Annotated in this window: 19 protein-coding genes; 15 read left to right on the forward strand and 4 right to left on the reverse strand. The window is 74.7% G+C overall.

Annotated features, from left to right (window positions below; translation table 11 throughout):
• Nucleotides 1-38: 38 nt before the first annotated feature.
• The gene (locus ACFY3U_RS05530) at nucleotides 39-1,286 is read left to right on the forward strand and encodes a sensor histidine kinase (protein ID WP_387195323.1); all 1,248 of its coding nucleotides are present in this window, start codon (nucleotides 39-41) and stop codon (nucleotides 1,284-1,286) included.
• Nucleotides 1,283-1,939, forward strand: coding sequence for a response regulator (locus tag ACFY3U_RS05535; RefSeq protein WP_387195325.1), 657 nt, complete (start codon nucleotides 1,283-1,285; stop codon nucleotides 1,937-1,939). Before ACFY3U_RS05530 ends, ACFY3U_RS05535 begins: the two co-directional genes overlap by 4 nt.
• A 506-nt stretch (nucleotides 1,940-2,445) precedes the next feature.
• Here ACFY3U_RS05535 and ACFY3U_RS05540 read toward each other — a convergent pair.
• Genes ACFY3U_RS05540 through ACFY3U_RS05555 form a run of 4 tightly spaced genes read right to left on the reverse strand, consistent with a single transcriptional unit; the run spans nucleotide 2,446 to nucleotide 5,891 of the window.
• Nucleotides 2,446-3,243, reverse strand: coding sequence for a phosphotransferase (locus ACFY3U_RS05540; protein WP_387195328.1), 798 nt, complete (start codon nucleotides 3,241-3,243; stop codon nucleotides 2,446-2,448).
• Nucleotides 3,240-3,935 carry a TVP38/TMEM64 family protein gene (locus tag ACFY3U_RS05545; protein ID WP_387195331.1) on the reverse strand — a complete coding sequence of 232 codons (696 nt, stop codon included), beginning with the start codon at nucleotides 3,933-3,935 and terminating at the stop codon, nucleotides 3,240-3,242. Before ACFY3U_RS05545 ends, ACFY3U_RS05540 begins: the two co-directional genes overlap by 4 nt.
• On the reverse strand, nucleotides 3,932-4,654 hold the full coding sequence (locus ACFY3U_RS05550) for a type 1 glutamine amidotransferase (RefSeq protein WP_387195334.1): 723 nt from the start codon (nucleotides 4,652-4,654) through the stop codon (nucleotides 3,932-3,934). Before ACFY3U_RS05550 ends, ACFY3U_RS05545 begins: the two co-directional genes overlap by 4 nt.
• Nucleotides 4,644-5,891: a MurT ligase domain-containing protein gene (locus ACFY3U_RS05555; RefSeq protein WP_387195973.1), complete on the reverse strand. Its 1,248-nt coding sequence runs from the start codon at nucleotides 5,889-5,891 to the stop codon at nucleotides 4,644-4,646. Before ACFY3U_RS05555 ends, ACFY3U_RS05550 begins: the two co-directional genes overlap by 11 nt.
• 354 nt (nucleotides 5,892-6,245) lie before the next feature.
• Between ACFY3U_RS05555 and mraZ the strand changes: the two genes are divergently transcribed.
• From mraZ to ACFY3U_RS05620, 13 genes are all read left to right on the forward strand, one after another.
• Nucleotides 6,246-6,677 carry a division/cell wall cluster transcriptional repressor MraZ gene (gene mraZ / locus ACFY3U_RS05560; protein WP_387195337.1) on the forward strand — a complete coding sequence of 144 codons (432 nt, stop codon included), beginning with the start codon at nucleotides 6,246-6,248 and terminating at the stop codon, nucleotides 6,675-6,677.
• 209 nt (nucleotides 6,678-6,886) lie between these two features.
• Nucleotides 6,887-7,999 (forward strand): 16S rRNA (cytosine(1402)-N(4))-methyltransferase RsmH, encoded by a 1,113-nt coding sequence (gene rsmH, locus ACFY3U_RS05565; protein ID WP_387195340.1) that lies wholly within the window; start codon nucleotides 6,887-6,889, stop codon nucleotides 7,997-7,999.
• Nucleotides 7,996-8,601, forward strand: a complete 606-nt coding sequence (locus tag ACFY3U_RS05570) for a hypothetical protein (RefSeq protein ID WP_387195343.1) — start codon at nucleotides 7,996-7,998, stop codon at nucleotides 8,599-8,601. Before rsmH ends, ACFY3U_RS05570 begins: the two co-directional genes overlap by 4 nt.
• Nucleotides 8,602-8,605: 4 nt before the next feature.
• The gene (locus ACFY3U_RS05575; protein ID WP_387195346.1) at nucleotides 8,606-10,837 is read left to right on the forward strand and encodes a peptidoglycan D,D-transpeptidase FtsI family protein; all 2,232 of its coding nucleotides are present in this window, start codon (nucleotides 8,606-8,608) and stop codon (nucleotides 10,835-10,837) included.
• 52 nt (nucleotides 10,838-10,889) lie between these two features.
• Entirely contained in the window at nucleotides 10,890-12,452 is a 1,563-nt protein-coding gene (locus ACFY3U_RS05580; RefSeq protein WP_387195349.1) for a UDP-N-acetylmuramoyl-L-alanyl-D-glutamate--2,6-diaminopimelate ligase, read from the forward strand.
• A complete protein-coding gene (gene murF, locus ACFY3U_RS05585) occupies nucleotides 12,449-13,864 on the forward strand; it encodes a UDP-N-acetylmuramoyl-tripeptide--D-alanyl-D-alanine ligase (protein WP_387195352.1) in 1,416 nt (471 codons plus the stop codon). The genes ACFY3U_RS05580 and murF overlap by 4 nt, the downstream gene beginning before the upstream one ends.
• Nucleotides 13,861-14,994 (forward strand): phospho-N-acetylmuramoyl-pentapeptide-transferase, encoded by a 1,134-nt coding sequence (gene mraY / locus ACFY3U_RS05590; RefSeq protein ID WP_387195355.1) that lies wholly within the window; start codon nucleotides 13,861-13,863, stop codon nucleotides 14,992-14,994. The genes murF and mraY overlap by 4 nt, the downstream gene beginning before the upstream one ends.
• A 250-nt stretch (nucleotides 14,995-15,244) precedes the next feature.
• Nucleotides 15,245-16,669 (forward strand): FtsW/RodA/SpoVE family cell cycle protein, encoded by a 1,425-nt coding sequence (locus ACFY3U_RS05595; protein ID WP_387195976.1) that lies wholly within the window; start codon nucleotides 15,245-15,247, stop codon nucleotides 16,667-16,669.
• Entirely contained in the window at nucleotides 16,669-17,775 is a 1,107-nt protein-coding gene (gene murG / locus ACFY3U_RS05600; protein WP_387195358.1) for an undecaprenyldiphospho-muramoylpentapeptide beta-N-acetylglucosaminyltransferase, read from the forward strand. The genes ACFY3U_RS05595 and murG overlap by 1 nt, the downstream gene beginning before the upstream one ends.
• Nucleotides 17,776-17,806: 31 nt before the next feature.
• On the forward strand, nucleotides 17,807-19,297 hold the full coding sequence (gene murC / locus ACFY3U_RS05605) for a UDP-N-acetylmuramate--L-alanine ligase (RefSeq protein ID WP_387195361.1): 1,491 nt from the start codon (nucleotides 17,807-17,809) through the stop codon (nucleotides 19,295-19,297).
• A complete protein-coding gene (locus tag ACFY3U_RS05610) occupies nucleotides 19,294-20,112 on the forward strand; it encodes a cell division protein FtsQ/DivIB (RefSeq protein WP_387195364.1) in 819 nt (272 codons plus the stop codon). Before murC ends, ACFY3U_RS05610 begins: the two co-directional genes overlap by 4 nt.
• Before the next feature lie 233 nt (nucleotides 20,113-20,345).
• Nucleotides 20,346-21,461 carry a cell division protein FtsZ gene (gene ftsZ, locus ACFY3U_RS05615; protein WP_387195367.1) on the forward strand — a complete coding sequence of 372 codons (1,116 nt, stop codon included), beginning with the start codon at nucleotides 20,346-20,348 and terminating at the stop codon, nucleotides 21,459-21,461.
• Nucleotides 21,462-21,470: 9 nt separating this feature from the next.
• Nucleotides 21,471-22,214: a YggS family pyridoxal phosphate-dependent enzyme gene (locus tag ACFY3U_RS05620; RefSeq protein ID WP_387195370.1), complete on the forward strand. Its 744-nt coding sequence runs from the start codon at nucleotides 21,471-21,473 to the stop codon at nucleotides 22,212-22,214.
• Nucleotides 22,215-22,329: the final 115 nt, after the last annotated feature.

Below are 22,329 nucleotides of genomic sequence, written 5' to 3' on the forward strand. Positions count from 1 at the left end.
CGATGACCCGCGGGCCTGCTGCTGGATACCGTGTGCCGGTGGAGGCGACGGCGGCGCGGACCGGCGGGCGGGTGCGGACGGTGCTGGCGTGGGCCGCCGTGGCCGTCCTGCCCGTGGTCGTGGTGTTCGCCCCGACCGTGGTCGGGACCGGCGCCGGCCTGACGGTCGGTGGTGTCGTGGTGTCGCTGCGGTACCTGCTGCCGATCCTGGTCGTCACGTTGCCGCTCGGGCTGCTGGGGCGCCGCCCGATGCTGGCCCTGACGCTGATGCTGGTCGGCTCGTCGCTGGTCACCGGGACCGTGCACTCCTGGGAGGACGGCTACCTGGCGGACATCTGGTACCTGCAGTTCCTGGTGGTCGACCTGGTCGTGGGCGTGATCGCCGCCCACCGACCGCGTCGGGTCTCCGTTCCGGCCGCCGGCCTCACCCTCGCGGTGCAGATCGGCGCGAGCTTCCTCAGCCTGGCCCACGACCCGGTGGGCCGGGCCGAGTTGTCGGTGCTGGCGGTCACCACCGCGTGGGTGGTCGGCGACTCGGTCCGCAGTCGCCGCCGGCACGCGGCTGAGTTGCGCGACCGTGCCGCCGCGGCGGCCGTCACCGCGGAACGGCTGCGGATCGCCCGCGAGCTGCACGACATGGTCGCCCACAGCCTCGGCGTCATCGCCATCCAGGCCGGCGCGGGCGCCCGGGTGATCGAGACGCAGCCGGCCCAGGCGCGGGCGGCGCTGGCCGCCGTCGAGACCGCCAGCCGCGACGCGCTCGCCGGACTGCGGCGTACGCTCGGCGCGCTGCGCCGGCCCGAGGGCGGCCCGGCGCCGCTGGACCCCACCCCCGGCCTGGCCGACCTGGACCGGCTGGCGCGCTCCGCCGCGGACGCCGGGGTACGGCTGGAGGTACGGCGGATCGGTGCGCACCTGCCGGTACCGGCCGATGTGGACCTGGCCGCGTTCCGGATCGTGCAGGAGGCGGTCACCAACGTGGTACGGCACGCCGGGGTGGACAGCTGTCGGGTCAGCGTCGAGCAGCGCTCGGACGAGCTGACCGTCGAGGTCGTCGACGACGGCCACGGTGGACCGGTCGGCGGCGAGGGGCACGGCCTGATCGGCATGCGGGAGCGGGTCGACCTGCTCGGCGGCCGGTTCCGCGCCGGGCCGCGTCCGCAGGGTGGCTTCCGGGTCGCCGTCCGGCTGCCGCTGCCGGACGCCGCCGCGCCCGGGAACGCGGTGGATGGGGAGGGTCCGGCGGGTGACGCGGTGGCGGGTCGGACCGTGGCGGTGACGGAGTGAGCGTCCGCGTGGTGCTCGCCGACGACCAACCGTTGGTGCGGGCCGGGCTGCGGGTGGTGCTCGCGGACACCGCCGACATCGAGGTGGTCGGCGAGGCGGGCACCGGCGCCGAGGCGGTCCGGCTGGCCCGCGAGGTGGCGCCGGACGTGGTCCTGATGGACCTGCGGATGCCCGGCACCGACGGGATCGGGGCGACCCGGACGATCACCGCCGCCGGTGGCCGCACCCGGGTGCTGGTGCTCACCACCTTCGACGACGACACGCACGTGTACGGCGCGCTGCGCGCCGGGGCGAGCGGGTTCCTGGTCAAGGACATGGCCCTGGAGGAGATCGTCGGCGCGATCCGGGTGGTGGCGGCCGGCGACGCGCTGCTCGCCCCGGCGGTGACCCGGCGGCTGATCGCCGACGTCGTCCGCCGCCCCGTCCCGTCACCCCGCCGGCTCCCGCCGGCCGGCGTCACCGACCGGGAGCGGGAGGTGCTGACCCTGGTCGGCCGGGGGCTGTCCAACGCGGAGATCGCGGCGGAGCTGGTGATCAGTCCGGCCACCGCGAAGGCGCACGTGGCCCGGCTCTTCACCAAGCTCGGCGCCCGCGACCGGGTGCACCTGGTGATCGCCGCTTACGAGGCGGGCCTGGTCTCCCCGGCCGGTTGAGGCCGCCGCACTCCGCACCTTGGCTGAAGGTCGGCGGTCGGCGGTCGGCGAGGCGCGACGGCCGGTGGGCCGATCGGTCGACCTCGCCGCCGTCGTCCTCGGCGGGCGCAGGGCGCCGGAAACACGGAGCGTCGCTCCACGGCGACGGACATGGTCATGAGCGGTATGACGGAGAGGCATCAATATTCCTCTCCGTCATACCGCTCACGCACATGAGTGCCTCCACCCGCCAACACGCCCGAGACCGACCCCGTTCCCGCCACCGAGCCGCACTGGCGCAGGGTCTCGGGCGGTGGTCGCGCGAGGCTGGTCCGGATCGTTGCCTTCGTGAACGGCCATTCGCTGCCGGCCAGCCGCCATGGACCGCCCGGCCGTCCGGAGGCCGCCGGTAGCTGGCGGCAAGCCGGGCCGGAGCCGCCGCCCGTCGCTACCTCGGAGTCGCGGCGAGCCGGCCGCACGGAGTCGCCTTCCGCCGCGGCCATCCGCCGCCGGACGCGGCGGACCGGTCAGCCGCGCAGGGCAGTGTCCACGGTGGGGCGATTTGCGAGGAGCCACTCGTGCCAGCCGCGTACCCGTTCGACGACGCCGGCCGCGCGGAGCCGGCGCATACCGGGCTCGTCGCGGTCGGCGCCGGCGGCGATGCCCCGCCAGGTGCCCTCGATCTGGTCGAGCATCACCTCGAGCAGGTCGGCCCGGGGGAGTCCGGCCCGGAGAGGCGCGCCCGGGTCGGCCGCGTCGTAGCCGTCACAGAGCAGTCGGCAGCGCCGGCCCAGCTCCGCCGGGTCGGCACCGGCGCCGAGCGCGGCCCAGTGCCAACCGGCGAACGCGACGTCGGTGATCCGCCGGCCCGGGCCGGCCAGGTCCCAGTCGAGGAACGCGACCGGCAGCGGGCCGGCGGGGGAGTCGCGGTAGACGGTGTTCTTGGGGGAGAGGTCCCGGTGACAGACCGTCTCGGCGTCGCCGGCCAGGTCGCTGCCGGCGCACGCGTCGTGCAGCGCCCGGATCAGCTCGGCCAGCCGGGTCAGCGCGGCGTCGGAGAAGAAGGAGGGATCCTCGGTGTCCCGCCACGGCACCCGGCCGTCGAGGTGGCCGAGCACCTGCCGGCCCCGCTCGTCCACGCCGAGGTGCCGGGGCGCCAGGTCGAGGCCGGTCGTGGCCAGGTGCTCCAGCAGGGCGGTGACGAAGGCGGCGTTCGCCGGGAGGGTACGACGGACGGTGTCGCCGACCCGGACCACCTCGGCGACGAAGCCGCCCGCCAGCACCTCCTCGGCGGCGCCGCCACCGGTCGGGTCGGGCCGGGTCACGGCTGGGCGTCGGCGGGGTCGCGGCGGCGCTGCCGCTCGGCCCGCCACCAGCGGTTGATGATCACCACGCTGGCGATCAGGCCGAGGCTGGCCGGGGCGGCGGCGTACCAGTTGACCTGGCCGGGGGAGCTGACCGCGGCGCCGATCGCGGCGTAGCCGATCGCGGTCGGGGCGGAGGCGATCACGCTGCCGACCAGGAACGGCAGCACCCGCGCGCCGGTGGTGCCGTAGCCGTAGGAGACCAACCCGAAGCCGGCGATCGGCAGCAGCCGGACGGTGATCACCCCGAGCACGCTCTGCCGGGAGAACCATCCGTCCAGCCGGGCGAGCCGGCCACGGACCTGTTCCGCGACGAACTCCCGACCGAGCATCCGACCCACCGCGAAGCCGATCGCCGCGGCCAGCAGTGCCGCGCCGAGCGCGTACGCGGCGCCCTCGAAGGGGCCGAAGACCGCGCCGGCGGCGAGCGTGACGAAGGTCCGGGGGACGAGTGCGACCAGCAGCAGCGCACCGACCACCACGGCCACCACCGGGGCGTACCCGCCGAGCGGGTCGGCCAGTGCGGGCAGCCGCCGCAGGTCGGGGCGGGGCACGGTGAGCAGCAGCACCGCGAACCCGGTGAGGATGACCAGCAGCAGAGCGAACCGTCGTGCCGACGGCTGCCCGAGCAGCCGCCGGACGCCGGGGATCACGGCCGGGTGGCGGCGGCCACCGCGGCGCGGCGCTCGGAGCGCAGCCGCTCCGGCCAGGAGTCGTCCAGCGGCGGCAGCTGCTGCACGCCGGTGGCCCAGCGCAGCAGCAGGTCGGCCAGGGCCGGGTTGCGGGCCAGCGCCGGCCCGTGCGAATACGTGCCGAGCAGCTTGCCCCGCCACGCGCCCTCGGTGGCGCCGTCGTTGCCCACCCCGGCGGTGACCCGGGCCAGCGGCGAGACGCTCGGGCCGAGGTGGGTACGACCGCCGTGGTTCTCGAAGCCGGACAGCGCCGGGACGCCCAGCCGCGGGTCGATCTCGCCGGCCAGCTCGCCGACCGCCCGGGTGGGCCCCCGGTCGGAGGAGAGGTCCAGCAGCTCCAGCCCGGCGCACTGGGCGCCCTTGGCGAAGAAGGAGGTGCCGAGCAGCTGGTAGCCGGCGCAGACGCCGAAGACCACCGAGCCCTGGGCCGCCGCGCGGTGCAGGCCGCCGTCGGCGATCAGCCGCTGCGCGCCGAGCGCCTGCGGGCCGTCCTCGCCGCCGCCGAGCAGGTAGATGTCGGCGGTGGCGGGCAGCCGCTGGTCGGAGCGGACCTCCAGCACCTCCACCGGCATCCCGCGCTGCTGCGCCCGGCGGGCCAGGATCAGCAGGTTGCCGCGGTCGCCGTAGGTGGAGAGCAGGTCGGGGTAGATCCAGACGATGCGCAGGCTCTCAGTTGACACGGTCCAACTCCGCTCGGATGTCCTGGAAGGCGGTGTAGTTCGCGATGACCTCCAGCCGGCCCGGCGGGACCGAGCGGAGCGCCTCGTCGAACGTCCGGACGTGCTGGAACGGCACGTCGTTGACCTGTAGCCGGACCGCCAGGTCGTACGCCCGGTCGCCGGTGATCAGCACCTGCCGGCCGCGCAACGGGGCGAAGTCGACGTCGAACAGCCAGGAGGTGTCCAGCCCGTCGGGGTCCCGCGCGTTGATCGACAGCAGGGTCGGCGCCTCGTCGGCCATGTCGAACGCCTCCAGCCAGCTGGCCGGGTTCTTGGCCAGCAGCAGCCGGATGTTGCGCCCGTCCCGGTCGACCTGGGCGTAGCGCCCGGCCACCGAGCTGACGCTGCCCAGCCGGGACACCGCGTCGACGGGGCGTACCCCGAACTCGGCGGCGACGGCCAGCGCGGTGGCCGCGTTGCCGAGGTTGACCTTGCCGGGCAGCTGCAGCCGCACCTTGTGCCAGGCGCCGGCCGGGTCCAGCACGCCGTCGTCCTCCACCGTCCACTGCGGCTCGGGGCGACGTAGCGGGCAGCCGGTGCACCACCACTGCTCGCCGGAGCGCTGGATGGTGGAGCCGCACTCGGGGCAGACCCAGGAGTCGTCGTGCCAGCGCTGGCCGGCGCTGAACCAGGTGACGTGCGGCGGGCGGATGCCGTTGGCCGGGTCGCCGGGCGGGGTGGCGGCCCACACCACCATCGGGTCGTCGGCGTTGGCGACCACCCGCACGTCGGTGTGCCGGACCAGCGCCGCGCGCCAGAGCTGCGCCATCATGGCGACCTCCTTGGCCCGGTCGAGCTGGTCGCGGGAGAGGTTGAGCAGCGCCACCACGTGCGGCTCGGTCGCCTCCAGCACCTGCGCCAGGTAGTGCTCGTCCACCTCCAGCACCGCGTACGGGGTGCTGCCGGCCTTGGCCAGCGCGGAGGTGTGCCCGGTGGGCATGTTGGCGCCGAAGGAGTTGGTGGCGACCCGGCCGAGCACCCCGACCGCGGCGGCGGTGAGCCGGGTGGTGGTGGTCTTGCCGTTGGTGCCGGAGACCAGCGCGATCGCGCGGCCGACGGACAGGTGCGCCAGCAGGTCCGGGTCGATCTTCAGCCCGATCCAGCCGCCGATCACCGACCCGTCGCCCCGCCCGGCGGCCCGGGAGAGCGCCGCGGCGGTCTTCGACACGGAGGTGGCCACCTTCGCCCGCAGGGGCATCTTCGCGTCCGTCACGCGAGCGAGGTTACCGGACCGCGCCGGTCGCCAGATCGCCGCCGACGGCGAACCGTTCGGCCGGGGTCGGCCGGTCGGCCGGACGCCGACCGCTCCGCCGCACGGCGGAGCGGCCTGTCGGGTTGCGGACGCGGCCGGGGCCGGCCGCGGCCCTCCACTCCGCCCCACCCGCTCTGACGTGCGCGTTTGCCCGCCCAAATGGCGCGCCACGCGGGCGAATCTGGTTGCAGGTGGAGGGAAGTGGAGTAGAGTGGGGCGCGATGGTGAGGCCGGGAGGGCCCACCGGCCCAGGGGGTCAGCGGCGCCGCGAACGCCGCTCGGGGCGAGGGGGTTGGGCCGATGTTTCTCGGCACCCACACTCCGCGCCTGGACGACAAGGGCCGGCTGATCCTTCCGGCGAAGTTCCGGGACGAGCTGGCGGGGGGTGTCGTGATCACCAAAGGGCAGGAGCGCTGCCTCTACGTCTTCCCGATGCCCGAGTTCCAGCGGATCGCGGAGCAGCTACGCGCCCAACCGATGACCAGCAAGGCGGCCCGCGCCTACAGCCGGGTCTTCTTCGCCAGCGCCCACGACGAGGTCCCGGACAAGCAGGGTCGGGTGACCATCCCGGGCCACCTGCGCGACTATGCCGCGCTGGACCGGGAGCTGGTGGTGATCGGGGCGAGCACCCGGGTGGAGATCTGGGACCGCTCGGCGTGGGAGACCTACCTCGCGGAGAGCGAAGACGACTTCGCCGACATCGAGGAGGGGGTGCTGCCCGGCGGTCTGTAGGGCGGAACGACGCCCGGCGTACTGCGAGATCTCCAGCCGCTTTCGCGTTCCTGGCACCCCTTCCCCGGTGCCAGGCGCACGACTTCCACCCCGGGACCGCGGCCCGGCGGATGAAGCGGGAGCGGATGGGGATCTGGCGGTACGACGGCAGGCGTCGTCCGACGAGCAGGCACAGCAGGTACGAGTTCACGCAACAGGTGGGGGTCGACATGGGGGAGCTTCGCGGCACGCACGTGCCGGTGCTGCTCGAGCGGTGTCTCGAGCTGCTGGCCCCCGCGCTGGACCGGGGCGGCCGGACGGTGCACGTCGACGCGACGTTGGGCCTGGCCGGGCACGCCGAGGCGGTGCTGGAGCGGCACCCGCAGACGGTGCTGATCGGTCTTGACCGGGACACCGAGGCCCTCGCCCACGCGCGGGTCCGGCTGGCCCGGTTCGCCGACCGGGTGCACCTGGAGCACGCCGTCTACGACGAGCTGCCCGAGGTGCTGGCGCGGCTGGGTTATCCGGGCATCGACGGGATCCTGTTCGACCTGGGGGTCTCCTCGCTGCAGCTGGACGCGCCCGACCGCGGGTTCGCGTACGCCCAGGACGCCCCGCTGGACATGCGGATGGACCAGACCCGGGGGGTGACCGCCGAGGAGGTGGTCAACAGCTACGCCCATCCGGACCTGGCCCGGGTGCTGCGGGTGTACGGCGAGGAGAAGTTCGCCGGGCGGATCGCCTCGGCGATCATCCGCGAGCGGGAGCGGGGCCGGATCACCTCCTCGGCCCGGCTGGCGGAGCTGGTCCGGGAGAGCATTCCGGCACCGGCTCGGCGAACCGGCGGACACCCGGCAAAGAGAACGTTTCAGGCTTTACGGATCGAGGTAAACAGGGAACTGGCGGCGCTGGAGACGGCGCTGCCGGCTGCCCTCGACGCGCTCAACGTGGGTGGCCGCATGGTGGTCCTGTCCTACCACTCGCTGGAGGACCGGCTCACCAAGCAGGCGCTCGCCGACCGGGTCCGCAGTAAGGGCCCGGTCGACCTCCCGGTCGAACTGCCCGGGTCGGGCCCGACGTTCCGGCTGCTCAGCCGGGGCGCCGAGCTGCCCGGGGAGGCGGAGGTCGCCGCGAACCCGCGCGCCGCCTCGGTGCGCCTGCGGGCCGCGGTCCGACTCGATCCGCAGGACGACCAGCAGGGGCGGGCCGACCGCGAACGGTCCCGCCGACGGGTCAAGGCGATGCACCAACCGGGGTCGGCGTCGGCCACGGGTTCCACCGGGGGCCCGGGCACGACGCCGAGGGCCGGCAGAGGGACGGACGAAGAGGGGGAGGGAAGATGAACGTTGACAAGCGCGGCGGCCGGGACGGGGCCGTCGGGCAGCGTGCACCGCGGTCGGGGGGCCGGACCGCGGCGCAGCGGACCACGCGCGCCGGTACGACGACGCCGCCGGCGCCCCGCGCCGACCGGCACGACGAGGCTCGCGGCCGGGGGACGCGCGAGTTCCCGACCCAGGGCAACGCCGCGCTGCGGCCGGCCGAGCGGGTCACCGCCACCACCGCTCCGAGCTCGCCCCGGCTGCGGGTGGCGCCGCCGGCGCCGATCCGGGTGCCGCGGGCGCCGTTCGCGGCGCTGATCGTGGTGCTGGTGGTCGGCGGGGTGCTGGGCATCCTGACGGTGAACACCAAGATCAACGAGAACGCGTTCCGGCTGGAGAAGCTGCAGCAGCAGCAGGCCCGGCTGGACGTGGACGAGTCCCAGCTGCAGAAGGAGATCGAGGAGGCCAAGGCGCCGGGCAACCTGACCGCCAACGCCCGCAAGCTCGGTCTCGTCGAGGCGGACGAGCCGGCGTACATCCGGCTGCCGGACGGGCGGATGATCGGCGTGCCGCAGCCGGCCAACGGCCAGCCGGCGGTCACCAGCCAGCAGGGCAACGGGGGATAGCACGGTGCCACCGAGATCCGAGGATCCGCGCCGGGACGCCACGGGCTCCCGGCGCGGTCCGGTTCGCGGCGCGGGGCGGGGCGCCGAGCCGCGGACCGGTGAGCCGGGCGTCGGCGGCATCTCCGACGCGCGGGCGTACACCCCGCGGGGGCGCACCATCCGGGAGAGCACTGAGGAGCACGGCGGCGGCCAGCGGCGTACCCCCCGGGCCACCCGGTCCGGCGACCCGTTCCGGCCCGCACTGCAGGTGCTCGACGGTGGTCGCGCCGCCGCCGGCCGGGCCGGCGGGGGCCGGGCCGGCCGGCGGGAGAGCGCGGCGGCCGGGCGGGCGGGCGTGATCCGCACCGTCCGGGCCCGGCCCGTGCCGGACGGCGAGTTCGACCTCGACGAGGCGCCGCCGCCGCGCCGGCCCGGCGGCCGTCCGCCGCGCCGCGCGGACCGCCCGGCCGGCCGGCGGCCGGTGCGCAAGCCGCGCCGCCCGCCGAAGCTGGCCGATCCGCGCCGCCGGCTGCGGCTCGGCACCCTGCTGGTGCTGAGCCTCTTCGCCGTGGTCGGCATCCGGCTGGTCTTCCTCCAGGCCGTGGACACCCCGGCGTACGCGGGCGGCGGCCTCGCCGCCCGGCTGACCCGGGTGGACCTGCCCGCTCCGCGCGGGGCGATCCTGGACCGCACCGGCGCGCCGCTGGCCCGCAGCATCGAGGCGCGGTACGTCTTCGCCGACCCCACCCTGATCAAGGACCGGGAGGCCACCGCGAGGGCGCTCTCCCCGCTGCTCGGCCTGCCGGTGTCCGACCTGGCCGACAAGATGAAGCGGCGGCCGCTGCCCGGCGGCACCGGCGAGTCCAAGTTCCAGTACCTCGCCCGGGGCGTCGACATCTCCGTCGCCAAGCAGATCCTGGCGCTGGATCTCTCCGGCATCGGCACCCACCGCGACGAGCGGCGCGAGGTGCCCGGCGGTGACCTCGCCGCCAACCTGGTGGGCTTCGTCAGCCAGGACATGAACGGCCTGGAGGGGCTGGAGGCCCGCTACGACGACCTGCTGGAGGGCAAGGACGGCCAGCGGCTCTACGAGGCCGGCCTGGGCGACCTGGACGCGCCGATCCCGGGCGGCTACAGCCAGACCACCCCCGCCAAGCCGGGCAGCTCGCTGGTGCTGACCGTCGACCGCGACCTGCAGTTCCAGGCGCAGCAGGTGCTCAGCCGGCAGATGGCGCAGACCAAGGGCAGCGTCGGCGCGCTGGTGGCGATGGACGTCAAGAGCGGGGACGTGCTGGCCCAGGCCAGCTACCCCAGCTACGACGCGTCCGCGCCGGACAAGGTCGCCTCCCCGACCGACCGGGAGGACGCGGCCACCAGCTTCATCGTCGACCCCGGCTCGATCCACAAGGCGATCACCTTCGGCGCGGCCCTGCAGGAGGGGGTGATCAGCCCGAGCACGGTGCTGCCGATCGCGAACACCATCACCATGGGCGACGTCACCTTCGCCGACACCCATCCGGCCGAGGGCCGGCCGATGAGCATCCCGGGGATGCTGGCGTTCTCCTCGAACGTGGGCACCATCGAGATCGCCGAGAAGCTCGGCAAGGACCGCCTGATCGACTACCAGAAGCGGTTCGGGCTGGGCCAGCGCACCGGCGAGGGGATGCCCGGCGAGGCGTCCGGGCGGCTGCTGCCGGCGCAGGAGTGGAGCGGGTCGTCGTACGGGTCGGTGCCGATCGGGCACAGCGTGGACGCCACGCCGCTGCAGATGGCCGCCGCGTACAACGCGATCGCCAACGACGGCACGTACGTGCAGCCGCACCTGATCAAGGAGGTGGTCGGCGCCGACGGCAAGCACACCCCGTCCGCCCCGCCCACCACCCGCTCGGTGCTCAGCCCCAGGACGGCGGAGGAGCTGCGCACCATGCTGGAGGCGGTCACCACGGTCGACGGCCCGGACGGGCGGGCCACCGGCCTGGCCGCCGCGGTGCCCGGCTACCGGGTGGCCGGCAAGACTGGCACCGGGCTGCGCTACGACAACGGCAAGCAGCAGCCCGGCGAGGTCGGCTCGTTCATCGGGATGGCCCCGGCGGAGCACCCGCGCTACGTGGTGGCGGTCTTCGTGTGGAGCCCGGGCGGTGAGGGCGGCGCGGTCGCCGCGCCGGCGTTCCGCGAGATGATGGGCTTCACGCTGCGTCACTACAAGGTGCCGCCGTCGAGCGGTAAATCCCCCAACTTCGAGGTCTTTCCGCGCTGAGCGGGGCGGGCGGGACATCATCGGTGAGTGGCGACGAACCACCGGGGCGGCTGTGCGGTCGGAACCGGGCGACCGGGTAGGGTCTGACGCCGTGCCCGGCAATCCACGTCCCCGTACCGTGCCCGGAGTCCGGCTCGGCGACCTCGCCGCCCGACTCGCCGTCACCCCGCCGGAGGGGGCCGCCGACCTGGTGCTGACCGGGGCGACCCACGCCAGCCAGGAGGTGCTCCCCGGTGACCTGTACGCGGCGTTGCCCGGCGCCCGCCGGCACGGCGCGGAGTTCGCCGCCGGGGCGGCGGCCGCCGGCGCGGTGGCCGCCCTGACCGACCCGACCGGCGCCGCCGCGGTCGCCGCGGCCGGGTTGCCGGCGCTGGTCGTGGCGGACCCGCGGGCGGTGCTCGGCGAGCTGGCCTCGGCCGTCTACGGCGACCCCACCGCGCGGCTGACGGTGATCGGGATGACCGGCACCGCCGGGAAGACCTCCACCAGCTACCTGGTCGAGTCGGGCCTGCGCGCGGCCGGCCACGTGACCGGGCTGGTCGGCACCGTGGAGACCCGGCTGGGCGACCTGGTGGTGGACAGCGTGCGCACCACCCCCGAGGCGACCGACCTGCACGCCATGCTCGCGGTGGCGCTGGAGCGCGGGGTGACCGCGGTGGTCATGGAGGTCTCCAGCCACGCGCTGGCGATGGGCCGGGTCGGCGGGGTCCGGTTCGCCGTCGGCGGCTACACCAACTTCGGCTCCGACCACCTCGACTTCCACGTCGACGAGGCGGACTACTTCGCGGCCAAGGCCAAGCTCTTCGACGGCCGCTGCGGGGTGGAGGTGCTCAACCTCGACGACCCGGCGCTGCGCCCGCTGTTCAAGCCCGCCACGGTCAGCTACTCGGCGGCCGGCGACCCGGCCGCCACCTGGTGGGCGTCCGACGTCGACGGCGAGGGGTACGCCCAGCGGTTCACCGCGCACGGCCCCGGCGACGTGACGGTTCCGGCCGGCGTGGCGCTACCCGGACGGCACAACATCGCCAACGCGCTGCTGGCGTTGGCCAGCCTGGTGGCCGCCGGGGTCGACCCGGCGACCGCCGCGCGCGGGGTGGCCGCCTGCGGTGGGGTTCCCGGCCGGCTCGAGCTGGTCAGCGGGGACGCCCCGGTGCGGGGGGTGGTGGACTACGCGCACAAGACGGACGCGGTGGTGGCCGCCCTGGCCGCGCTGCGGGAGACGGGTAGTGGACGGTTGATCTGTGTGATCGGGGCCGGCGGCGACCGGGACCGGGGCAAGCGCCCGGTGATGGGCGCCGCGGCGGCGGAAGGGGCGGACGTGGTGCTGGTGACCGACGACAACCCGCGCAGCGAGGATCCGGCCACCATCCGGGCCGAGGTGCTCGCCGGGGCGTACGCGGCGGCCACCCCCGCCCGGATCATCGAGGCGCCGGGCCGGCGGGCCGCCATCGACGAGGCGGTCCGGCTGGCCGAGCCGGGGGACGTGGTGGCGGTGCTCGGCAAGGGCCACGAACGCGGCCAGGAGATCGCCGGCGAGGTGCTGCCCTTCGACGACCGGGTCGAGCTGGCTGACGCGCTGCGGGTGCGCTTCGGGGACCTGGCGGGTCACCGGTGATCCCGCTGAGCCTGGCCGAGGTCGCCTCGGCCGTCGGCGGCCGGCTGGCCGGCGCCGACCCGGACGCCGTGGTCACCGGCGCGGTCGAGTTCGACTCCCGCAAGGTCGGCACGGGATCGCTGTTCGTGGCGTTCCCCGGCGAGCGGGTGGACGGGCACGACTACGCGGTGGCCGCCGTCGAGTCGGGCGCGGTCGCGGTGCTGGGCACCCGGGAGGTCCCCGGGGTGCCGATGGTGCTGGTGCACGACGCGCTCGACGCGCTGGGCCGGCTGGCCCGCACCGTGGTGGACCGGCTGCCGCAGCTCACCGTGATCGGGCTGACCGGCTCGTCCGGCAAGACCACCACCAAGGACCTGATCGCCCAGCTGACCGTCCGGCTCGGCCCGACGGTCGCCCCGCCCGGGTCGTTCAACAACGAGCTGGGTCACCCGTACACCGCGTTGCAGGCCACCGAGCGGACCCGCTACCTGGTGATGGAGAAGGGCGCCCGGGGGGTCGGGCACGTGCGCTACCTGTGCGACGTGGTGCCGCCGCGGATCTCCGTGGTGCTCAACGTCGGGGTCGCGCACCTGGGCGAGTTCGGCTCGGTGGAGAACATCGCGCTGGCCAAGGGCGAGCTGGTCGAGGCGCTGCCGGCCGACGGGCTGGCGGTGCTGAACGCCGACGACCCGCGGGTGGACGCGATGGCGTCGCGCACCGCCGCCCGGGTGGTCCGGTACGGCGAGTCCGACCGCGCCGACGTCCGGGCGGTCGACGTGACGCTGGACGACCGGGGGCGGCCGGCGTACACGCTGGTGACCCCGGAGGGGAGCGTCCCGGTGCGGCTCGGCCTGACCGGCCGGCACCAGGTCTCCAACTCGCTGGCCGCCGCCGCGGTGGCCCGCGAGCTGGGCATGCCGGTGGCCGAGATCGGCGCCGCGCTCGCCGAGCTGGGGCTGGTCTCCACCCGCCGGATGGACGTGGTGGAACGGCCCGACGGGGTGACCCTGATCGACGACTCGTACAACGCCAACCCGGGGTCGATGGCGGTGGCGCTGCGCGCGCTGACCGGCATGCGCCGGGGTGGGCGTACCTTCGCCGCGCTGGGCTACATGGCCGAGCTGGGCGAGTTCGAGGACGAGGGGCACCGGGAGGTCGGCCGGCTCGCGGCCGAGCTCGGTGTCGACCGGCTGCTCGTGGTGGGTGAGCCGGCCGCGCCGATCCACGAGGGCGCGACAGCGGTAAGTGACTGGGGAGGAGAGTCGGTGCTGCTCACCGATCAGGCGGCGGCCGTCGAGGTGCTGCGCAGCGAGCTACGGCCGGGGGACGTCGTCCTGGTGAAGGGCTCCCGGTACCGGACCTGGGAGGTGGCCGACGCGCTGCGCGCGGACGCCGCCGACGGTGCCGCGGCGACCGAGGGCGGCGCCGCGTGAGGGCGGTCATCGTCGCCATCGGCGTGGCGTTCCTGGTCTCCCTGCTCTGCACGCCGATCGCCATCCGGGTCTTCACCCGGCTCAAGGCGGGCCAGCCGATCCGGGCCGAGGGCCCGGCGATGCACCAGGGCAAGAAGGGCACGCCGACGATGGGCGGCGTGGTGTTCATCCTGGCCACGGTGATCGCGTACGTCGCGGGTCACCTGGCCCTGACCACCCTGCCGGACGCCCAGATCGCCCAGGTCGAGCCGACCATCACCGCGCTGGTGCTGCTGGGGCTGATGGTCTTCTCCGGCGCGGTCGGCTTCATCGACGACTTCCTCAAGGTGCGCAAGCGGCACAGCGGCGGCCTGAACAAGCGCGGGAAGCTGGCCGGCCAGATCCTGGTCGGCGCGATCTTCGGGGTGATCGCGCTCTACTTCCCGAGCACCATGACCGACTCCGGCGGCGCCCGGACGAACTCCGAGACCGTCGGCAGCACCATGCTGAGCTTCATCCGGGACATCCCGGCGCTGGAGATCGGCAAGATCGCCTCGGTGATCGTGATCATCCTGGTGGTGATGGCGGCGACCAACGGGGTGAACCTCACCGACGGCCTGGACGGCCTGGCCACCGGCGCCTCGGTGATGGTGCTGGCCGCGTACGCGCTGATCGCGTTCTGGCAGTACCGGCACTGGTGCGCCGACCCGACGTACACCGCCGACCCGAGCAACTACTGCTACACCGTGCGGGACCCGCTGGAGATCGCGCTGATCGCCGGCGCGGCGGCCGGCGCCTGCGTGGGCTTCCTGTGGTGGAACACCTCGCCGGCCCGGATCTTCATGGGTGACACCGGCGCGCTCGGCCTCGGCGGCCTGATCGCCGGCATGGCGATGTCCACCCGGACCATCCTGCTGCTGCCCATCCTCGGTGGCCTCTTCGTGATCATCACGATGTCCGTGGTGATCCAGATCATCTCCTTCCGGACCACCGGCAAGCGGGTGTTCCGGATGTCCCCGCTGCAGCACCACTTCGAGCTGGCCGGCTGGAGCGAGGTCAACATCGTGGTCCGCTTCTGGATCATCGCCGGCATCGGGGTGGCCATCGCGCTCGGCCTGTTCTACAGCGACTTCCTGGCCAGCATGGGCTGACCAGGCGTCGCCGGCGCCCGACGCCGGCCGGTACGCGACCGGAGACGGGGGCCTCTCCTGGCGGAGGGGCCCCCGCTTCGCGTTCCGACACGCCGACCGGGCCGAACGACCGGAACGGGCCGGCCGCAACCGCGATGATGAGCGGGTGGGGGAGGACCGAGGCACGACCGGCACGACGACGACGCAGCTTCCGCCCCGGCGGGGCGCGGGCACTGGGCGTACCAGCGATCCGCCGGCGGGGCTGGCCGGCCTGGACCCGGCCGGTGGCCTGGCGGCGCTGCGCGGCCTGCTGGCCCGCCCGCTGGCCTCCTACTACCTGCTGCTGTCCAGCGCCGGCCTGCTGCTGCTGATCGGGCTCACCATGGTCTTCTCGGCCACCAGCGTGCGCGACTTCGCCAACAACGGCGACGCGGCGGCGTCGGTGACCAAGCAGGCGATCTTCGCGGTGATCGGCATCGTCGCGTTCTGGGCCTGCCAGCGGCTGCCCGCGCGCACCTACCGGGCGGTGGCCCGGCCGTTCCTCGGGGTGGCCGTGGTGCTGCTGGTGGTGCTCAACCTGCTGGTCGCGCTGGAGTCGCTGTTCCGGGTCGACTCGATCGGCCCGCTGCGGGCGAAACTGCTCTGGCTCTACCTCGGCCCGATCTCCATCCAGCCGGTCGAGGTGGCGAAGTTCGCGCTGGTGCTCTGGGCCGCGCACGTGCTGGCCCGCAAGGGCGCCGCGCTGGGCTGGTGGAAGGAGCTGGCCACCCCGCTGTTCCCGGTGGTCGGGCTGCTCTTCGTGCTGGTCGGCTACAACGACCTGGGCAGCATGCTCTGCCTGCTCGCCCTGGTGGTCGGGATGCTCTGGGCCGCGGGTGTGCGCACCCGGGTCTTCGCCACCCTCTCCGCGGTCGGCCTGCTCGGGGTGGGCCTGTTGGTCGCGGCCGCGTCGCTCGGCGCCGGCTCCGGCTCGGCCGACGCCGAGAACTACCGGCTCGGTCGGTTCACCGCCTGGCTCAACCAGTCCGATCCGGGCAAGTGTCTCGAGTCCAACTGCTACCAGATCGTCCAGGCGCGCTACGCGATCGAGCACGGCGGCTGGTTCGGCGTCGGGCTGGGCAAGGGCAGCTTCAAGTACGGCTGGCTGCCCGAGGCGCACAACGACTTCATCTTCGCGATCGTCGCCGAGGAGCTGGGCGTGGTGGGCTGCACCGTGGTGATCGCGCTGTTCGCCGTGCTGGCGTACTCCGGGCTGCGGATCGCCGGTCGGGTGGAGGACCCGTTCCGTCGGCTCGCCGCCGCCGGGGTCACCGCCTGGCTGGTCGGCCAGGCGGTGATCAACATCGGCGGCGTGACCGGGCTGCTCCCGCTGACCGGCGTGCCGCTGCCGTTCATCTCCGACGGCGGCAGCGCCCTGGTGGTGACCCTGGCCGCGATCGGCATGCTGGCCTCCTTCGCCCGCGCCGAACCCGATGCCGCGAGAGCCCTGCATGCCCGTCCGCCGGCCCGATGGGTCCGACTAGTGTGGGCCCCGTTGCCGCCGCTGCCGGGCCGGCGTCGCCTCCCGGCGTCGCCTCCGGCCGGCCGAGGGTCGGTCCCCCGGTCGCGCGCGCGGCGCGACGACGAGCAGGCCGCACCGCGCGGCGTCCGGCAGGCCCGGGCCCGCGGCGGTGCGGCGGACGAGAGGAGACGCTGATGGGTCCGCTGCGTTCGGTGGTGCTCTGTGGAGGGGGCACGGGTGGCCACATCTACCCGCTGCTCGCCTTCGCCGACTGCCTGCGCCGACACGACCCGTCCGTCCGGATCACCTGCCTGGGCACGCCGAAGGGCCTGGAGAACGAGCTGATCCCGCCGGCCGGCTACGACCTGCGGCAGATCCCCGCGTACCAGCTGCCCCGCTCGGTCAACATGAGCCTGGTCCGCACCCCGGACCGGATGTGGAAGGCGGCCCGCGCGGCGGGCAAGGTGATCGACGAGGCGCGCGCCGACGTGGTCGTCGGCTTCGGCGGGTACGTCTCGGTCCCCGGTTACCTGGCCGCCTGGCGGCGGGAGATGCCGATCGTCATCCACGAGGTGAACGTGCCGCCGGGGGTGGCCAACCGGCTCGGCATGAAGTTCACCAAGAACGTCGCCGTCGGCTTCCCGCACCAGCCCGCCCAGGCCGAGGCGCTGCGCGACGCCCGGGTGGTCGGCGTGCCGCTGCGCCGGGGGATCGCCGGCCTGGACCGGGCCGCCCTGCGCAACGCCGCCCGGGCCCACTTCGGGCTCCGCCCCGACCTGCCGGTGCTCTTCGTGGCCGGCGGCTCGCAGGGCGCCCGCTCGATCAACCTCGCGGTCTCCGGCGCGGCCAAGGAGCTGGCCCGCAACGGGGTGCAGGTGCTGCACGTGATGGGCGCCCGCAACGAGCCGGTGCCGATCCCCACCGACCTGCCGGTGCCGTACGTCTCGCTGCCGTACCTGTCCGAGATGGAGCTGGGCTACGCCGCGGCCGACCTGATGCTGGCCCGGGGCGGGGCGATGACCTGCGCCGAGGTGGCCGCGATCGGGCTGCCCACCATCTACGTGCCGTACCCGCACAGCAACCAGGAGCAGAAGCGCAACGCGCTGCCGGTGGTGGAGGCCGGTGGCGGGCTGCTCGTCGACGACGCCGAGCTGACCCCGGACTGGCTGGAGCGGACGGTGATCCCGCTGGTGCGGGACCCGCACCGGCTCGCCGCGATGAGCCACGCCGCCGCCGGGTACGGCCGGCGGGACGGCGACGTCGCCCTGCTGAACTTCGTCTACGAGGCGGTGGCCCGCTGACGCGGGCCGGCGCGACGGGAAGGTACAACGAATGAACACCGCGCAGTTCAGTCCGGCCGGCACGCTCACCGCCGAGGACCTGGGCCGGATCCACCTGATCGGGGTGGGCGGGGTCGGCATGAGCGGCCTGGCCCGGCTCTTCCTCACCCGCGGGCTGCCGGTCTCCGGCAGCGAGCTGCGCGAGTGGCCGTCGCTCGCCGGCCTGCGCGCGCTGGGCGGGACGATCCACTCCACCCACGAGGCGTCGAACCTCGACGGCGTGGACACGGTCGTCTACTCCTCCGCCATCCCGCAGGACCACCTGGAGCTGGTCGAGGCCCGCCGGCGCGGGCTGCGGGTGCTGCACCGCTCCGAGGCGCTCGCCGCGGCGATGACCGGCCGGCGGACGGTGGCGGTGGCCGGCACCCACGGCAAGACCACCACCACCTCGATGGTGACCATGGTGCTGCAGCAGGCCGGCGCCGACCCGTCGTTCGTGATCGGCGGGGAGATCTCCGAGGTCGGCTCCGGCGCGCACCACGGCACCGGCGAGCACTTCGTGGTCGAGGCGGACGAGAGCGACCGCTCCTTCCTGATCTACCGCCCGTACGTCTCGGTGATCACCAACATCGAGGCGGACCACCTCAACACGTACGGCGACCTGGCCAACCTGGAGGCGACGTTCGCCGAGTTCGCCCGGCTCACCGACCCGGCCGGGTTCATCGTCACCTGCGCCGACGACCCGGGCGGCCGGCGGCTGGCCGAGACGCTGCGGGCCGAGGGCCGTCGGGTGTGGACGTACGGCGAGTCCGCCGACGCCGACCTGCGGATGAGCGAGATCGCCTCGTCCGCCCGGGGGGTGCGCTACCTCGCCGAGATCGACGGCCGCTCGCTGGGCGAGATCCGGCTGCCCGTACCGGGCCGGCACATGGGGCTCAACAGCGCCGCCGCCGTGCTCACCGCGTACCTGCTGGAGCTGCCGGTCGAGGCGGCGGAGGCCGCGCTGGCGGCGTTCCCCGGCGTGCGCCGGCGGTTCGAGCGCAAGGGCATCGCGGACGGCGTGCTGGTCTACGACGAGTACGCGTACCACCCGACCTCGATGACGCTGGCCCTGCGGACGCTCCGCGAGGTGGCCGGCGAGGGCCGGGTGATCGTGGTGTTCCAGCCGTACCGGCTCTACCGCACCCGCGACCTGCAGGCGGAGATCGCCGAGGCGCTGGGCATCGCCGACGAGCTGGTGCTGCTGGAGGTCTTCGGCCCGGGCGAGCTGCGCCAGCCGGGGGAGGGCTCGGCGGCGCTGGTCGAGGCGGTGCCGCTGGGCGCGGAGCACAAGGTGTTCGTGGAGTCCTGGGACGACGCCCCGGTCGAGGTGGCCCGGCGGGCCCGGCCCGGCGACGTGGTGGTGACGATGGGCGCGCCGCCCATCTCGCTGATGGGTGACCAGCTGCTCGACGCCCTGGCGGCGCGGGTCGGCGACGCCGCGGACACGCCGGCGCTGGGTGCGGCCGTCGACCCGGACGGCGCGGCCTCCACCACCGGATGAGCCCGGGTCCGGCGCGCGGCCGTACCGCCGGCGCCGACGGCGGCGCCCCGCGGCGCGGCCCGGTCCGGCGCTGGCAGCTGGTCCGCGCCGGCAGTGACGCCGTACCCCCGTCGACCCGCCGGTTCATGGCCCGGGCCCGCCGGCGGCGGATGCGGGCGGCGCTGCCCTGGGCGGTGGCGGCCGGTGTCCTCGCGCTGGCCGGGCTGGTGGCCTGGACGCTGCTCGGCACCGGGCTGTTCGGGGTGCGCGAGGTGCGGGTGGTCGGCGCCCGGCTGGTCACCCCGGTCGAGGTGCGGGACGCGGCGGCGGTGCCGGACGGCATCCCGCTGGCCCGGGTCGACCTGGCCGCGACGGCCCGCCGGATCGACGCGCTGGCCCCGGTGGAGCGGGCCACCGTGACCCGGGACTGGCCGGGCGCCCTGGTGGTCACCGTGGTCGAGCGCACCGGGGTGGCGGTGGTGCCGCGGGACGGCCAGTTCCTGGTGCTCGACCGCACCGGGGTGGCGTTCCGGGCGGTGCCGCGCGCCCCGGACGGGCTGCCGGTGGTGCGGGTGGTCGCGCCCGGGCCGGAGGACCCGGGCACGCTGGCCGCGTTGCAGGTGCTGGCCGCGCTCACCCCGCAGCTGCGGGCGGAGCTCACCGAGGTCACCGTGGACGGGCTGGCCCGGATCAGCCTGGCCCTGCGCGGCGACCGGACGGTGGTCTGGGGGGACGCCACCCGGGGCACCGACAAGGCCCGGGTGGCCACCGCGCTGCTCGGGCGGGACGCCGCGACCATCGACGTGAGTGCCCCGGACGTGGTGACCTTCCGGTGAGCCGGAACGTGAGTCGGCCCGCTCCGCCCGGCGACACGCCGCGCGGGTCCTTGGTCGATCGGGCGGGGGCGCTTACGTTGCCCCGAAGAGGACCAGTGGTTGACATAACTGTAAGCCTCTAGTAGAGGGTGAGGGTTCACCCCCGATCCTCGCTGGGAACAGCTGTCGTCGACCGCTGGTCGGCCACGCCGGAACGGGTCGGCCGATGCCAATCTCGAAGGAAAGGACCGGAGATGACACCTCCGCACAACTACCTGGCGGTCATCAAGGTCGTCGGTATCGGCGGCGGTGGCGTGAACGCCGTCAACCGGATGATCGAGGTTGGACTCAAGGGCGTCGAGTTCATCGCGATCAACACCGACGCGCAGGCGCTGCTGATGAGCGACGCCGACGTCAAGCTCGACGTCGGCCGGGAGCTGACCCGGGGGCTGGGCGCCGGCGCCAACCCGGACGTCGGCAAGAACGCCGCCGAGGATCACCGCGACGAGATCGAGGAGGTGCTCAAGGGCGCCGACATGGTCTTCGTGACCTGCGGCGAGGGCGGCGGCACCGGCACCGGCGGCGCGCCCGTGGTGGCCAACATCGCCCGCAAGCTCGGCGCGCTCACCATCGGCGTGGTCACCCGGCCGTTCTCGTTCGAGGGCAAGCGCCGCCAGGTGCAGGCCGAGTCCGGCATCGACGAGTTGCGCAACCAGTGCGACACGCTGATCGTCATCCCGAACGACCGGCTGCTGGCGCTCGGTGACCGGAACATCTCCATGATGGACGCCTTCCGCACCGCCGACCAGGTGCTGCTCTCCGGTGTCCAGGGCATCACCGACCTGATCACCACCCCCGGCCTGATCAACCTGGACTTCGCCGACGTCAAGAGCGTGATGAGCGGCGCCGGCAGCGCCCTGATGGGCATCGGCAGCGCGCGCGGCGAGAACCGGGCGGTCGAGGCGGCCGAGGCGGCCATCTCCAGCCCGCTGCTGGAGCAGAGCATGGACGGCGCCCGGGGCGTGCTGCTGTCCATCGCCGGCGGCTCCGACCTGGGCCTGTTCGAGATCAACGACGCGGCGCAGCTGGTCACCGACGCGGCCCACCCGGACGCGAACATCATCTTCGGCGCGGTCATCGACGACGCGCTCGGCGACGAGGTGCGGGTGACCGTGATCGCGGCCGGCTTCGACGGCGGCACCCCGGCGTACAAGGCGGCCGAGGCGCCGCGCAAGACGAACCAGAACCAGCCCACCCCGCAGACCCCGCCGGTGACCCCGCCGGCGACCCTGCCACCGGCGCAGCAGTCGCCGCGCCGGGTGCTGTTCGACGACGTCGACGTGCCGGATTTCCTCAAGAACGGGTCCTGAGCGACGCCGATGACGGACGACAGCACCGCGGTACGGCCCGACCGCCGCGCCGAGCTCGCCGCCGGGCTGGCCCGGGTCCGCGCCCGGATCGCCGACGCCTGTGCCGCGGCGGGTCGGGACCGGGCCGAGGTCACCATGATCGCGGTGACCAAGACGTACCCGGCCGGCGACGTGGTGGCGCTGGCCGGGCTCGGCGTACGGGACGTCGGGGAGAACCGCGACCAGGAGGCGGCCGGCAAGGCCGCCGAGGTGGCCGCCGCCGGGGTGGACGTGCGCTGGCACTTCGTCGGCCAGCTGCAGCGCAACAAGGCCCGCTCGGTGGTGCGCTACGCCGATGTCGTGCACTCGGTGGACAGCGTGCGGCTGGCCCGGGCGCTGGCCACCGCGGCGGCCGGCCGGGACCGCCCGCTGGACGCCCTGGTGCAGGTCAGCATCGACGGCGATCCGGCCCGGGGCGGTGCGCTGCCGGACTCCGCCGACCCGGACCGTGGCCTGGGCCCGGTGGCCGAGGCGTTGGCGGCCGACGGCGCGCTGCGGCTGGCCGGGCTGATGGCGGTGGCGCCGCTGGGTTGGGAGCCGGACCGCGCGTTCGCCCGGTTGGCCGAGGTGGCCGCCGGCTTCCGCGCGGCGCACCCGGAGGCCACCGCGCTCTCCGCCGGAATGAGCGGGGACCTGGAATCCGCGGTGCGATACGGCGCGACACATGTCCGCGTCGGCAGCGCGTTGCTCGGAATGCGCCCCACGCTGCGGTAGCCTGACCGCGGAAGAAGCAAATTACATCAGTGTTGTTTGAGGAGCGGCGTCCCGTTGTCTGGGGGCCACGGCGAGCGCCGCGAATCGCTCGCGCGGGATTGCCGGTCCGATCCGA

Source organism: Micromonospora sp. NPDC000089 (genome assembly GCF_042899365.1).
Taxonomy (GTDB): Bacteria; Actinomycetota; Actinomycetes; order Mycobacteriales; family Micromonosporaceae; genus Micromonospora.